Below are 14,794 nucleotides of genomic sequence, written 5' to 3' on the forward strand. Positions count from 1 at the left end.
TCCTAGAACCAAACCTTGAACTCAATCATCCCTCATTCAATCATCAATCAGATTGAGGGGACAGGTCCGGTTAACGGTCAGGCTTGGAACTTGTTGCCATAGGCGTCGCCCTGGCTGGCGACGACCTCGGCCTGGCGGGCGATGGAGAGCTCCTCGTTGGTGGGGATGACGCAGACGGCGACCGTGCTGTCGGGGGTGGAGATGATCCGAGCCTCCTTGGACCGCTGGTCGTTCTTCTCCTGGTCCAGCTTCACGCCGAAGGGCTCCAGCTGTTCGATGACCCGGCGACGCACGATCTCATCGTTTTCGCCCACGCCAGCCGTAAAGGTGATGGCGTCCAGGCCGCCCATCTGGGCCGTGTAGTTGCCGATGTAGCCGACAATGCGGTGGACGTAGATGTCCAGGGCCAGCTTGGCATCCTCGTCGCCTTCGGCGATCAGCTTGTGGACCTCGCGCATGTCGCCATGGCCGGTCAGCCCAGTCATGCCGGAGCGCTTGTTGAAGAGGGTGTCCAGCTCATCCACGCTCATGTGGGCGTTGCGGATCAGGTGGAAGACAACGGCAGGGTCGATATCGCCGGTGCGGCCGCCCATGACCAGACCCTCCAGGGGGGTCAGGCCCATGGAAGTCTCGACGGGATGCCCGGAGACCTGCGCCGAAGCGGAAGCCCCGTTGCCGATGTGCAGGACGATCTGCCGCAGGCCCTCTGCAGGCTTGCCCAAGAGGTCGGGAACCAGCTGGCCAACGTACTGGTGGCTGGTGCCGTGGGCGCCGTAGCGACGAATGTGGTACTGCTTGGCGATGTCCTTGTTGAGGGCGTAGGTGGAGGCCTTCTTGGGCAGTTCGAAGAAGAAGGAGGAGTCGAAGACGAAGACCTGCGGGGTCTGCGGCATTAGCCGGCTCATGACCTCGGCGCCTTCAGCCTCGGGCCCGTTGTGCAGGGGGGCCAGCACGGCCAGATCCTTGACCTGGCTCAGAGTCTTCTGCGTCAGGAGGGCAGGCTTGGGGAAGATGGCTCCACCCTGGACGACGCGGTGGCCAACAGCGATGATGCCGGCCTTGTCCAGATCAGGGCCATACTCCTTGAAGAAGCCCAGGACGCGCTTGAGTCCGGTCTCATGGTCGTGGATGGGTTCTTCAAGCTCATGCTTCTCGCCGTTGACCTCGTGCTTGTAGTGGCCGTCGGTGGGCTCGCCGATCTTCTCGACCAGACCCGAGGCCAGGCTCTGGCTGGTCTCCAGATCGACCAGCTGGTATTTGATCGAGCTTGAACCCGAATTGATGACTAGGACGGTTTTCGCCATTGGGGCATCCTCCTGATGTGCTTGTATAGAGCCTGCGCTCCTCAATCAGTCTTCAAGATTACTCGTCGGCCCTTACAAGCCGCGGTATATAGCCAGGCCGACATGGTTTTGGGGCTGCTACCGGAACCTTCTTGGAGATAGGATCCAGCAGCAGCCCCAGAGGTTCATATAGACCTTAAAGGGACGGCGATCAGTCCTGGGCCTCGACGGCAGTCAGGGCCACGGTGTTGATGATGTCAGCAACCAAGGCACCGCGGGAGAGGTCGTTGACGGGCTTGTTGAGGCCTTGCAGGACCGGTCCGATGGCCAGTGCGCCCGAGGTGCGCTGTACGGCCTTGTAGCCGATGTTGCCGGCGCTCAGGCTGGGGAAGACGAAGACATTGACTTTCCCGGCGACCGGATCACCCTTGGCCTTGGTGGCCGCAACAGTGGGGGACCAAGCTGCGTCGAACTGGATGGGGCCCACGATGGGCAGGTCCGGCGCCTTCTCCTTGGCCAGGCGGGTGGCCTCTTCCACCAGGTCCACATCCGGGCCCTTGCCTGATCCCAGGGTGGAGTACGAGAGCATGCCCACGCGCGGGTCCACGCCGAAGGAGCGAGCGGTTTGGGCCGACTGGATGGCGATGTCGGCCAGCTGCTCGGACGATGGGTTGAGATTGATGGCGCAGTCGGCGAAGACCGCCACATGGTCGGGGAAGCACATGAGGAAGGCTCCGGATACCAGAGATGCGCCCGGCTTGGTCTTGATTACCTGCAGGGCTGGGCGGACCGTATTGGCTGTGGAGTTGATGGAGCCGGACACCAGGCCGTCGGCCTTGCCCAGCACTACCAGCATGGTGCCGAAGTAGGAGGGATCCGCCAGTTGCTTGCGCGCCTGCTCCGGGGTCATGCCCTTCTTGGCCCGCAGCTGGCAGAGGCGATCGACCATGGGGGCCAGCACCAGCTCGTCGTCCATGGGCTGGAAGGAGGCCTTGTCCAGGTTGTTGAGGCCAAGCTCCTTGCCGCGCGCCAGAATGGAATCCTTGTCGCCCACGATGATCAGGTCGACAATGTTGCGGGCCAGCAGGTAGTCGGCCGCCTTGATGATGCGGTCCTCGCCACCTTCGGGCAGGACAATGGTCTTCTTGCGGGCCTTGGCCTTGGCCAGCAGATCGTTCTGGAAGGCTACAGGCGTGGTGGCCTTGGGGCTGGCGGCGTCGGCGGCCTTCACCACCTGGTCGACATCCACCTCCTGCTGGAATGTCTGGCTGGTGGCCTGGCGGGCCTGATCGGCGGACGGATCCGTGTCGAAGTCCATCTTGGAGACGGTCCAGGTCGGCAGGTCGTACTCCTGGAAGGCCTGGGTAAGAGGCGCCTTCTGCTCTGGCTGGCATCCGGTGATGAAGACTCCGGCAAGCACGGCTCCTTGGGCCTCGATGGTCCTGCGGCAGGCGGCCACGGTCTTCATGACCTGGCCGGGTTCCCTGCCGATGGTGCAGACGGCCAGCATGACCGGAGACCTCAGGTCGGCAGCGATTTGTGCATTGAGAGCAAACAGGCCGGGGTCGAAGAGTTTCGAGGCATCGCTGCCCACGATCAGGACACGCTCGGGATGGGTGGCTTCCACCAGCCCGTCATAGGCGTTGAGGACATCGGCCCGGGTCTGCATAGGGTCCTCAGTGGCGTGCCCAGGGCACTTGCCACGGCAGATCTCCGGATCTGTATCGGGGAAAGAGCTGGCTGCAACCAGTTCCGGGGTCAACGGGTGCTTCCTGCAGGCGATTGGCCTGAATACGGCCGTTTTGGCTTTGGCGCTCAGGGCCTTGGTCAGGCCGTAGGCCACGACATTGCGGCCGTTGGCGGCTTCTGGGCTGATGATGGTGATGCTTGCAAGACTCACTGTGTCTTCTCCTGTCCGGACGTGGTTGCCTTGATGACTGCTTTGTTCACAACCTTGTCCAGTATACAGAAACCGCCCGCCATGCGGGCTGCGCATGACGGGCGGTTCCAGGGTCGGATCAGCGTATCACTCGTTGTCTCCGGCGGTCGCGGCGGTGGCGGAGATGGTCTCCTGGCCGGCGCGGTTGGCATCGGGCCAGACCCAATCGGTGTAATCGGGGTGGTCGTAGCCCTTGTCCACGGCGAACTGGAAGGCCTCGTCGCGGAACTTGGTCCACTTGTCGATCTGGTCGGCGTACTTGCCGGCGTCCACCAGCTTCAGGGCGGAGGCGGCCAGGCACCAACGGTCCATGTTGTTGACGCGCACCATGTCGAACGGCGTGGTGGTGGAGCCCTGCTCCTCGTAGCCGTGCACGGAGAAGTTGTCGTGGTTGGGACGTCCGTGGATCAGGCGGTAGATGGAGCCGGGGTAGGCGTGGAAGGCGAACAGGACCGGCTTGTCCTTGCTGAAGAGCTCGGTGAACTCCTCGTCGGACAGGGCCTGATCGTTCTCCTCGGTGTCCTGGATCTTCAGCAGGTCGACCACGTTGACGAACTGGACCTTGAGGCCCAGCTTCTGCAGCATGTCGTCGGCGGCCAGGGCCTCCTGGGTGGGGATGTCGCCCGCGGTGGCGATGACGACATCAGCATCCTCGGCATCCTTGGCGTTGGAGGCCCAATCCCAGCGGGCGGCCCCCTTCTCCAGCTCGGCGGCGGCCTCGTCCACGCTCTGGTAGGTGGCGGCGGGCTGCTTGCCGGCGAAGATGGCGTTGATGCAGTTGGTCGACTTGTAGCAACGCTCGCCCACGTTCAGCAGCATGTTGGCGTCGGCGGGGAAGTAGATGTTGACCACGTGATCGTTGTTGAAGTTCTTGTTCAGCAGGATGTCGACGAAGCCGGGATCCTGGTGGGAGAACCCGTTGTGATCCTGACGCCAGACGTGCGAGGTGACCAGGAGGTTCAGGCCGGCGATGGGCTTGCGCCACGGGATCTCGCGGACGGTGGCCTCCAGCCACTTGGCGTGCTGGTTGATCATGGAGTCGATGACATGCACGAAGGACTCGTAGGAGCTCCAGATGCCGTGGCGTCCGGTCAGCAGGTAGCCCTCCAGGAAGCCTTCCATCTGGTGCTCGGAGAGCTGCTCGATGACCTGGCCGGTGTGGGCCATGTGCTCATCGGTCAGCTCCGACAGGTAGTCGGCATCCCACTGCTTGTTGGTCACTTCGTAGGCAGCGGCCAGACGGTTGGAAGCCGTCTCGTCGGGCCCGAAGATACGGAAGTCGGTGGGGTTCTTGGCCAGCACGTCGCGTGTGTAGTAGCCCAGGACGCGGGTGGCCTCGGTGGCGCCCCAGCCGTGGCCGTGCTTCTTGATGTCGATCTCGTAGTCGTGGATGTCGGGCAGCTCCAGCGGCTTGAGCAGCCGGCCGCCATTGGCGTTGGGGTTCTCGCCAATACGCAGGTCGCCCTTGGGCATGAAGCTGGTGACCTCGGGACGCAGGGCACCCTTCTCGTCGAACAGCTCCTGGGGCTTGTAGGAGGCCAGCCAGTTCTTGAGGACCTGGAAGTGGGCCTCGGTGTCGCGGGCGGAGGTCAGCGGCACCTGGTGGGCACGCCAGGATCCCTCGGTCTTCTTGCCGTCGATGAACTTGGGGCAGGTCCAGCCCTTGGGGGTGCGGAAGATGATCATGGGGTAGAAGGGACGGGTCATGTCGTCGGTTTCGGCCCGGGCCTTGATGTCGCAGATCTTGTCGAAGACGGTCTCCAGCATGTCGGCGAAGCGACGGTGGATGGACAGATGGTCTTCGTCGTCGAACCCTGCAACGAACTCGAAGGGCTCATAACCCATGCCATGGAAGTACTCATGCAGCTCCTCGTCGGAGATGCGCGAGAGGATGGTCGGGTTGGCGATCTTGTAGCCGTTCAGGTGCAGGATGGGCAGGACGATGCCGTCGGTGCGCGGGTTGACCAGCTTGTTGGACTGCCAGCCGGTGGCCAGAGGGCCGGTCTCGGCCTCGCCGTCGCCCACGATGCAGGGCACGAAGAGGCTGGGGTTGTTCATGATGGCGCCGTAGGCGTGGGAGAGGGCATAGCCCAGCTCGCCGCCCTCGTGGATGGACCCGGGGGTCTCAGGCGCGAAGTGGGAGGGGATGCCGCCCGGGTAGGAGAACTGGCGGAAGAACTTCTGCAGGCCAGCCTCATCGTTGGTGATCTTGGGGTAGTACTCGCTGTAGGTGCCATCCAGGTAGGACTGCGAGGTGCCGGCGGGGCCGCCGTGGCCGGGGCCCATGATGATCACGGTGTTCTGCTGATGGTCGGCGATCAGACGGTTGATATGGCCCAGCAGGAAGTTCAGGCCGGGGGTGGTGCCCCAGTGACCGACCAGACGGTGCTTGACATCCTCCCGAGTGAAGGGCTCCTTCATCAGGGGGTTGCTGCGAAGATAAATCTGTCCGATGGAAAGATAGTTGGCCGCCCGCCAATACTTGTCGACGGCCTCGAGGGTCTCCTCGGCGATTGGGGTCTCCAGCTTCGCCCAAGGGGTGCCGATAACAGGATTCGTCATGTGTACTCCTGCACTATAGTGCGATTGTTTATTTACCTCGGTTACGGGCTTGCGCAGTGTCATTTCAGGCATCTGTCGGGTCCGTACCCAATGCCTACATGGTACGTGAACGAGCAGACTTTTCTGAACGTTTTCTTGCAGTGTGTGTTCGCTCTTGTGAGAAAATGCGAGGGAATTGTCTGCTTGCAGACAGGAATTTTCGCCGGGGGTGCCGGTGAGGGTTCAAGAACGGTAGCATTGTCGAAAACTGCAACCATACTGGACTTGTTCGCGAGCGTTGAATCGTCGCTCTCGGGCATCCATGGCAGACACAGCATACGTATATATAAGGAGTCTTATGGCACAGGGTCCCGTCCTGGTGGTCGATTTCGGTGCGCAGTACGCCCAGCTGATCGCTCGTCGAGTCAGGGAGGCGGGGGTCTACTCTGAGCTGGTCCCTCATTCGATGAGCCTGGACCAGATGCTGGCCAAGGATCCCAAGGCGGTCATCCTCTCCGGCGGACCGGCCTCCGTCTACGTGGACGGGGCGCCGACCATCGACAAGAGGATTTTCGAGGCGGGGGTGCCTGTGCTGGGCATCTGCTACGGCTTCCAGGTCATGGCCCATGAGCTGGGTGGCGAGGTGGACAAGGCGGCCCTGGGGGAGTACGGCAAGACCGAGGCCTTCATCGACAGCGCCAAGGGAATACTGCAGGATTCGCCCGCGCAGCAAGATGTATGGATGAGCCATGGCGTCGCCGTCAATCGAGTGCCTGATGGCTTTGAGGTTCTGGCGCATACCGAGGGTGCCCCGGTGGCGGCCATGCAGGATACATCCCGGGGGCTGTACGGGGTCCAGTGGCATCCCGAGGTGACCAACACCCCTCTGGGGCAGGACCTGATCGACCGCTTCCTGCACCAGTGCGCCGGACTGCCGTCGGATTGGAACGCCTCAGGCATCATCGAGCAGCAGGTGGAGAAGATCCGTCGCACGGTGGGTGACGACCAGGTCATCTGCGGGCTGTCGGGCGGCGTCGATTCAGCCGTGGCGGCCGCTCTGGTCCACAGGGCCGTCGGCGACCAGCTGACCTGCGTCTTCGTGGATCATGGCCTGCTGCGTAAGGGGGAGGCCGAACAGGTCAAGCATGATTTTGTGGCCGCTACGGGCATCAAGCTGATCGCCGTGGATGCCTCGCAGGACTTCCTGACCGCCCTCAGGGGCGTTTCCGAGCCTGAGCGCAAGCGCAAGATCATCGGGGAGAAGTTCATCCGCACCTTTGAAAAGGCCCAGCGGCAGGTGATTGAGGAGGCCGGCAAGACCGGCAAGGAAGTCAAGTTCCTGGTGCAGGGCACGCTCTACCCTGACGTGGTCGAGTCGGGCGGCGGAGACGGAGCGGCCAATATCAAGTCCCACCACAACGTGGGTGGTCTGCCCAAGGACGTCAAGTTCAAGCTGATCGAGCCCTTGCGCACCCTCTTCAAGGACGAGGTCCGGGCCATCGGCACCGAACTGGGCCTGCCTGACCAGATCGTCTGGCGTCAGCCCTTCCCGGGCCCCGGTCTGGGCATCCGCATCATCGGCGAGATCACCCGTGAACGCTTGGAGACCCTGCGCGAGGCCGACGCCATCGCCCGCGAGGAGCTGTCCAAGGCCGGGCTGGATCGGCAGATCTGGCAGTGCCCGGTGGTGTTGCTGGCCAATGTGCATTCAGTAGGTGTGCAGGGCGACGAGCGCACCTATGGCTCGCCGATCGTGCTGCGTCCGGTCTCCTCTGAAGATGCCATGACCGCTGACTGGACGCGTCTGCCCTACGACGTGCTGGCCACCATCTCCACGCGCATTACCAACGAGTGCCCGGGCATCAACCGCGTGGTTCTGGACTGCACCTCCAAGCCTCCGGCAACCATCGAATGGGAGTGAGTATTTGGGCCGACAAGCCATACGGCGATACGTCGAAGACGGTATTGTCGCATACGACTTGTCGGCCCAGTTATTTAGTTCTTGGGTTCTTAAATGTCGATAGTCGATAAAGGAGCTCAGGTCCTGCAATTCATTCAGTTCATTGTTTATTGCTTAGGAATGGCCGCATTGATCCTATTGACCAGCTCGCGGGGTTGCTCCACCCCGAGCACCAGCCGGTCATAGTGCTCGTCCTTGAGTTGGATGACAATGGGAATTTCCGGTCTGGTGACATTCCAGAATGTCTTTTCCCCATGCTCAATGTATGTGCCGGCCCATTTACCGGGAACATGAAGGCCGGGCGCACGCAGCCCTTTGGTATCATCAAGAATGCCCGGATCCTCGCTCGCACCCAGAACATGCTCCAGCGGCACCACCATTTTCCCCTTGAATGACCACATTTTATCCAGGCCCTGCGGTTCAATCTCCAGCGTCCGCCCGACAATTGCCACCTTGTTGTTCATGACTTGCTTCTTTCATCATCAGACTGCAACCGAATATTCGCACGCTGCAGCAGCGTCTCGCCAAGGAGCTTGGCTACATCAACAACCACAACATTGGTGTCGTCAGATCCCGAACTGGACAGCTTTACAAGGTAATCACTGACCAGCCTCCGAACCTCTAGATCATGATCTGACAGCTCCATGAGTGCTACCAATACCAGATTGAGCACTTCTGAATCGCGCGACTTCGAATCCGTTGCATCACGAAGAGCAGCCACGAACATGCCACGCTTGCTGCCGAAGGCGCCGTAGAGACTGCCCCGGAGCAGACCCGTGGCCTTGACGAGAGCATCAATCGAAGTGCCCTCATAGCCATGCTCCAGGAAAACCTCGCGGGCACGAGCAAGTACCTCATCATCATCGAAGCTTCTCTTGCGGCCCATGTTCGCCAAGATAGCATTAATTGACTAAATGGTCAAGAATAACAGACGATCTTTTTGCCCATACTTGTCATTACTTCTTTTGGAGGCTGTCGGTGCTGGGAATAGTAATTCGTTGGTCAAGCTGCCAGTAATGAACATGAGAATTAAGAGCCATGAAGATGATCCCTGTCCGCGCATGAAGCCCATCCGAGCATAAAGATTGCGATAGGAGGAGTGATAACCGGTGTAATAACTACGTTTGCCGCCGACAATACAGACCCTCTGGGACTGTCTGTGTTCTGTTTTTTGATTGAAGGAATATATTCAGGGCACGTAGGTAACCGATAAGGAATGCGATTATCAGCTGGGTATCCATGAGAATTGTTGAACGTGTATGCGTAGTTTTCCAAAAAATGGTTACAACGAGAAAGATCAGTGTAAATATCACGCCATCAACGCCGCTAACGATGATATTGCCAATCCAGATATCTATGGACTAAGGTCGAATTCGTTCCGCGTCTCTTCTCGGATTCATTCGGCACTCCTTTAATTACAAGTAAAGTTGGCGACCGCCAACATTTGTGGTTTCAGTGGTTGCCAGAATTGCAAATACTCAGAGCATAAATCAGCTGCTGTACTCCCGTATTGCGCCGTCAAATCCCATTAATCCCAGCAGCACTCTGGCGACATTTCTTCCAATCAGAGCTGCAGAATGACTGGATCGGAGTGCCCATTTGATACCGGAAATTCCGTTCTGGACTTTGCGGAGTCTACTGATTCCACTGACGATTTTAGAGACCGGGACGCCGTATTGGACAACGACCATTCCTATTTGGAAAATGAACCCTCACAAATTAAACCTTGGTTGGATCTGGTAATTTGAAGATCAGTTATAAGAGAATGTTCCGCCAGCTAAGAAGTTATCCAGTTTTCAGCGAAATGCAGAATGATCCTGGGGGTCAGCATTTTTAATCTCTGCTGTAAGCTGATCCAGACGATCGGCCGGTTGATCAAGTTCTGCAGTGCTGAGCGATGAATTATCTTCTTTGGCTGGAACCTGTTCAATGATTGGCATCTGTAAAGTTGTGGTGAGTTCAGAGGCGCCGGCTGTTCCAGTAACACCAACATCAGCATCGCTGACACACTCGCGGCCACTAGGGTTAGTAGCTTGTGTATTCTTTGACCGCATACCAGCTCCTTTGGCTGACATGTGTGCCAAACGGATTAGCCATTTATTAGCCGTAGAAAAAGTCAACATAATTGCTGGTGAGATAAATACTGCAGGAAAACGTGCGATGACTCGAAGTCTTCTATAGCGCAATTGAAAGCGCTTCATCGGCTCTGATTAATGCGATGGGCAAGGTTAGCGAAACGGTCCAAGCTAAGTCAGACCGAAATCTTCAGCAATCCGCACAGGTGTTCTTGGAAGCATCATCAGCATCATCAAGACAGATTATGGCCACACTGGTATTATGCCCGGTCAGGTAACATTCGGCTCATTGCCACACAGCAGCGAAGGAAAGCGAGAAGCATTCTCTTATTGAGGGAGAAGGCATAGCTAAACAAAACGTTCCCAATCACTTTGGTCCTAATATGTAGTCAATTAGATGACTTCGAGGCATACCCATATGCCGGTTCGCTTGAATGGGACTGGTGGGATTCACGGAATATTGAGATCGGTATCCAGCAGACTCTTGATGTCTGTTCCATTTGTGCCGCGTTCGATTCGGGAAGCTCTCGCTGTCACTTGGGCAAGGTACACGGCTGATTTCAGACTTAGACTCGGCTCCGCGCGCCTGAGTTCACGGATAAACACGACTTGATCCTTGCTAGGATCTATTTTCCCGGAAGCGGCGATACTTTGAGCCCATTCCACTGCCGCAGCCATCGGGTCTTCGCTGTCCGCAAATATCATTGTGACTTCAACCCTCGGATTGTTGTCATTCGTCAAGCTCATGGCTTTTCCCTTCAAAGTTCCTGGTGCTCATTTTCTGGCCGCTGAAGTGCTGACCACTTCTAGCCTACAGCCGCGAGGGTCGTCGTCACAGGAGGCATTGAAACCGCAATGCAGAACTGAACCCACTCAACTGAAGAGGCGATAAAGAAGGAGACAATTGACGGAGTCGGCGAGAGCGCCGGAGCGGTATCAAAATCCCTAAGCGTGAGTTCTGCGGTGGAGACATAGGTCTCGTAACCAGAAGTAAGACTCTCAACGTTCAATGTAGTGGTTGACATCTTCGGTTCCTTCCGATTAATGCCAACGTTCCTGTTTTGCTTATTTGTTGACTCATATTGATTTAATGGGCCAGCAATCGTGGGTGATGTTAGAAACAATGAATCCCGTGATATTTGACACAGCTACGCCAGAAGCTACCGAGGGCTTCCCGATAAGAGACAGAATCGCTGACGTAGCTGGCGTGGATCCTGGAGCATTCATTTCAGAAACTGCTGCAAGGTTAGATGGGTAGCATACGTCTGGTACCCGGAGATGAGTGATTTCGTAGTCATCTGCATGTAAGTCAATCTTCCTGGAGATTAGGTCGTAGCAAAGTTTTACATTTATGGATACGCAAACGAGGCGGCCCATTACTATCTGCAATAAAGCGGAGAGAATTATCAGATTAAAAAAGCAAATTCAAACGCAGCTGTCCAACAGCGTTACCAGCGACTTAATTTCATAACAATTATGTAACAACAGCATGCTTTCTCAACAGACCTCTAATTTCCGTATGCGAGTATAAACGGGCTGGCCGATTGCATCAAAGGCGAATCCATGTTCGTCGGAGCGACGCGGACGGAGGGTATGCCGGCGTACAGCACACGTTCTCTGTGATGTGGCCTCTTCGCCTTTCCCTAAAAGAGAAAATATAGGAAATTTCGATCCACATAAATTTAAACCCAAAATTTTCAGTATTTAATGTGCGCTGGTACCCAACTAACCCCCTTTTTGATTTCCTCCCTTACTCACCTCGCAATCTGAGGTAGATGGATTAACGTATAGGAAATTACTTCGCTAATTGGTTGATTGGTAATGTCCCCATTGATAAACATGATTACCCCTCTGAATTGTTTGCCGGGCCCTTGCCTAGGGCAAGCGCCCGGCAGTAAGCACCCAGTTAAGTAAGAGTATAGCTACGGGGATTTTTAAAGAGGACAGACTGCCTTGATTGAAGACGTTCTGTATTCTGGCAACTATTTTGGTGTAGTTCAACTGGCATGTTTTTTAACGGTGGTATATCAGCCTATTCCGATAATCGACGAGCAGATTTTCTTTATTTCATCATTGTGTGTTGAGATGATGACGGCAGCACCTTGTTGGGCAAGTTCGCACAGTATACGTATTACGACCTTAGCGTTGTCTTGATCCAGCGCAGAGGTCGGCTCGTCTGCAAGAATGACACTCGGCTGTTTGAGCAGGAGCCTCGCGAGGGCGATTCTCTGCTGTTCCCCGCCCGATAGGGTGTAAATCTTTTTCTTCTGTGAGCCATTCATTCCGACGATGTCAAGTACTCTGTCGATTCGTTCATCCCGTTCCTTGCGATGCTCGCGCTTCTTCATTTTGAGGGGAATCTGCAGGTTACGCGATACATTCCACTGTTCGACAAGACCATAGTTCTGGAATAGAAATCCTATGTTGTCGCGAAGACACACTCGCTGCCCCTTCCGGCTCTTATGTAAATAACCGGAACGGAATGTCCCTTCGCTGTAAGTGACCGATCCTTCATCGAAGTCCTCCAACAAGCCGACGCAGTTGAGCAGGGTCGTCTTGCCTGCGCCGGACGGCCCGCTCACTGCGATTATGGAACCAGGTCCAGCGTCGAAAGACAGTCTCGACCATAACGTGTGTTCTGCAAATCTCTTGGTAAGTCCTTCGACTTTCAATGTCGGCTGCATGCCTGCGTCTGTCATATGCATCTCCCTCCGCACCGCGGATTCACGGGCGTTTGATGTCGTCGGCACGGAACCTTGATTCGTATGCCGATACGGTAATGGCCATGATGAGGCTGGATCCGGCGAAGAGCAATGTTCCAGCCACCAGATCCGCAACCTTGTTCATCGAGCCGATAATGCCGACTGCCATGAGGGTCAGCAGCACCCCGGTGTTCTGCATGATAAGGAAGCCTCCATGTCTTCTGAAAAACCCGTATCCATGGATGTATTGGACGAAGGAGAGTCTGCGTCGTCTTGCGCAATACGCGGCCGAGCACACAAGGATGGCCATCATGGCAGCGGCCAGACCGAACGATATGGCTATGATGTCCCCACGTTGCTCGTTGCGGGATAATGACAATGTATACGATACCGAGTCTTTGGAGTTGTCAATACCCTGGAAGTATCCGGAGATTCCATAATGGTCCAGCTCGCTTTGCAGGAGTTCCGGATCGGAGAACAATACACTATCGCTTGATGTGTATGACAGGTATTCCATGGGGCTGATTAACCCTGACGATGGGGATGTGACGGCTACCACCGGATCCTTCAAAGACAGCCTCTGCTGATCTTCCGCAGGCATGAACTGCGTTCCCGAGAAGAGGGATATGTCCTGGCCCGAGCGTGTACGGACCAGGACGCCGTGAGGGTTGCAGGAATATGATTTCTGTTTCCGGGTGACATCCCCTTGGCACATTCTCTTGAAATATTCGGCGTATTCCTTCAACAAGGCCCCGGGGTCCCCTTTATATGATGAAGGCACCAGGAGTGTGAAAGCCCCGACATCGTTTCCAACCACCCTGACCGGTTTCCCATCAAGCCCGGCAATGGGTTGCTTGTCGAGATAGTTCGGGCTCACTATCATCGAATCGGATCCATCCGGTTCGTAAGGATCATCGTTGCCATCAGCGGAAAAAACGGAGTCACCTTTATACCCGACCAGCATCGCCTTCCCCTTGCCGTCAAGATCCTCGATCACTTTCATCAGGGGAGGCGCTGTCCGGAGATTATCCTCGTGTGGGGTGTTGGTGTTGACTGACAACCTGAGGACATATTGATCCGAGATGCGAGACCACTGTGCCAGGGACCGGCTGGTGCTCTGTACCGCGCTGATTCTATTCAGGGACCCGCTGATGGTGCCAAAGAGAACAGCCACCACCATGAACTGGGCAAAACCCGCGATGATGCCATCACGGAGTTCGTTACCCTCTCCGTTGAGAACGGCGGGTATTCGATCGCGGAATGTACTGGCACCACCTAAAGCCAACGCTAGGAAGACAAGATATGCTGTCAATACAGCCACGGCGATAAACAGCGCTCGAAGGAGTCGCCAAATCTGGTGGAAGTTATTGATAAACCAGAGGAAAGGTAATCCCACTAAGGTAATTGTCACCAATCCCACGGCGAGTGTGGCGAGCAGTGACACCAGCTCGCCGACGAGTATCTTTCCACTGGTATAACCGTGCATCGCCTTGATCGCGTGTATCTTCCTGTTCCTGGACAGGGAATACGCGGTGGAAACCACCAATGTGATGGCGATGATAACGACTCCCGCCCAAAGGCCACCCCTCCCTAACGCGTATATCATCGCAGCTATCCAGAAGCCTCGTGACCAGAGGCTTTGTGGTTCGTCAACCACTATCCGGGAACGTGACAAAGCCTTGGCGAGCTGTCGCATATGCGACCTATCCGCATTGGTCGCATAGCTTCCGCGCAAGTCCTGGGTGGTAATCTCCTCAAAAGAAACTACTTTCGTTGACTGGTCACGTGTTGAAAAGGAAGGATAATCGTACCCTCCATTTCGTTGAAAAGACTTTTGATCACCCACAAAGGCCACGAGAACACGAGAATTCATTGAGTCACGAAATGAAGGCTGGATCTTGAAGACATTAATCCCCAAAGTTTTTGAAGCTTGAGCAATTGCACGCACGGCATCCGCCTTCGTCGCGGTATCGACCCTCTCGACGGTGAAAGAGGTACCAGTACCAGCTGGAAGCTCCTGGTCGATAGTGATAAGCATCTCGAATGTCACCACTATGGTGAGAATCAAGGAAGCCCAAATCGTCAACCGTTCAATCCAGTGAATTCGCAAATACCTCACCAAAACTTCCTCATCGTCTTCTCCTTTGAAGGCAAATATGATGGCGAAAAACCTTCCATCACGAGCTATCCTATCCCATAAATACAGCTGATTCATTCTGGCCTCTCACATATAGAGACCGTTCTTATGCCAGTGATACCGATGTGGAATCCGAACCGGTACGATGACGCTGGCT

Annotated in this window: 11 protein-coding genes; 1 reads left to right on the forward strand and 10 read right to left on the reverse strand. The window is 56.4% G+C overall.

Going from position 1 to position 14,794, the window contains the following annotated elements:
- Positions 1-77: 77 nt before the first annotated feature.
- The 3 genes from AC0AII_RS03550 to AC0AII_RS03560 form a co-directional block, all read right to left on the reverse strand.
- A complete protein-coding gene (locus AC0AII_RS03550; protein ID WP_490446144.1) occupies positions 78-1,304 on the reverse strand; it encodes an acetate/propionate family kinase in 1,227 nt (408 codons plus the stop codon).
- A 190-nt stretch (positions 1,305-1,494) separates the two neighbouring features.
- Positions 1,495-3,183, reverse strand: a complete 1,689-nt coding sequence (gene pta, locus AC0AII_RS03555) for a phosphate acetyltransferase (RefSeq protein ID WP_490446145.1) — start codon at positions 3,181-3,183, stop codon at positions 1,495-1,497.
- 126 nt (positions 3,184-3,309) lie between these two features.
- Positions 3,310-5,784, reverse strand: a complete 2,475-nt coding sequence (locus tag AC0AII_RS03560) for a phosphoketolase (RefSeq protein ID WP_490446146.1) — start codon at positions 5,782-5,784, stop codon at positions 3,310-3,312.
- Positions 5,785-6,121: 337 nt separating this feature from the next.
- Between AC0AII_RS03560 and guaA the strand changes: the two genes are divergently transcribed.
- Complete coding sequence (gene guaA, locus AC0AII_RS03565; protein ID WP_490446147.1) at positions 6,122-7,684, forward strand: glutamine-hydrolyzing GMP synthase; 1,563 nt, start codon at positions 6,122-6,124, stop codon at positions 7,682-7,684.
- Positions 7,685-7,830: 146 nt separating this feature from the next.
- Here the strand turns inward: guaA and AC0AII_RS03570 are convergent, their stop codons facing one another.
- The 7 genes from AC0AII_RS03570 to AC0AII_RS03600 all read right to left on the reverse strand — a co-directional run bounded on the left by AC0AII_RS03570 (position 7,831) and on the right by AC0AII_RS03600 (position 14,715).
- On the reverse strand, positions 7,831-8,187 hold the full coding sequence (locus AC0AII_RS03570) for a PH domain-containing protein (RefSeq protein ID WP_490446148.1): 357 nt from the start codon (positions 8,185-8,187) through the stop codon (positions 7,831-7,833).
- Positions 8,184-8,609, reverse strand: a complete 426-nt coding sequence (locus AC0AII_RS03575; RefSeq protein ID WP_490446149.1) for a helix-turn-helix domain-containing protein — start codon at positions 8,607-8,609, stop codon at positions 8,184-8,186. The genes AC0AII_RS03570 and AC0AII_RS03575 overlap by 4 nt, the downstream gene beginning before the upstream one ends.
- Before the next feature lie 910 nt (positions 8,610-9,519).
- The gene (locus tag AC0AII_RS03580) at positions 9,520-9,777 is read right to left on the reverse strand and encodes a hypothetical protein (RefSeq protein ID WP_490446150.1); all 258 of its coding nucleotides are present in this window, start codon (positions 9,775-9,777) and stop codon (positions 9,520-9,522) included.
- A gap of 471 nt (positions 9,778-10,248) precedes the next feature.
- A complete protein-coding gene (locus AC0AII_RS03585; protein WP_490446151.1) occupies positions 10,249-10,545 on the reverse strand; it encodes a hypothetical protein in 297 nt (98 codons plus the stop codon).
- Between the two features lie 59 nt (positions 10,546-10,604).
- Entirely contained in the window at positions 10,605-10,823 is a 219-nt protein-coding gene (locus tag AC0AII_RS03590; RefSeq protein ID WP_490446152.1) for a hypothetical protein, read from the reverse strand.
- A 1,002-nt stretch (positions 10,824-11,825) separates the two neighbouring features.
- Complete coding sequence (locus AC0AII_RS03595; protein ID WP_490446153.1) at positions 11,826-12,497, reverse strand: ATP-binding cassette domain-containing protein; 672 nt, start codon at positions 12,495-12,497, stop codon at positions 11,826-11,828.
- Positions 12,498-12,522: 25 nt separating this feature from the next.
- On the reverse strand, positions 12,523-14,715 hold the full coding sequence (locus AC0AII_RS03600; RefSeq protein WP_490446154.1) for a bacteriocin-associated integral membrane family protein: 2,193 nt from the start codon (positions 14,713-14,715) through the stop codon (positions 12,523-12,525).
- Between the last annotated feature and the right edge of the window lie 79 nt (positions 14,716-14,794).

It is taken from the genome of Bifidobacterium sp. VU/mBH4 (B4) (assembly GCF_058199535.1).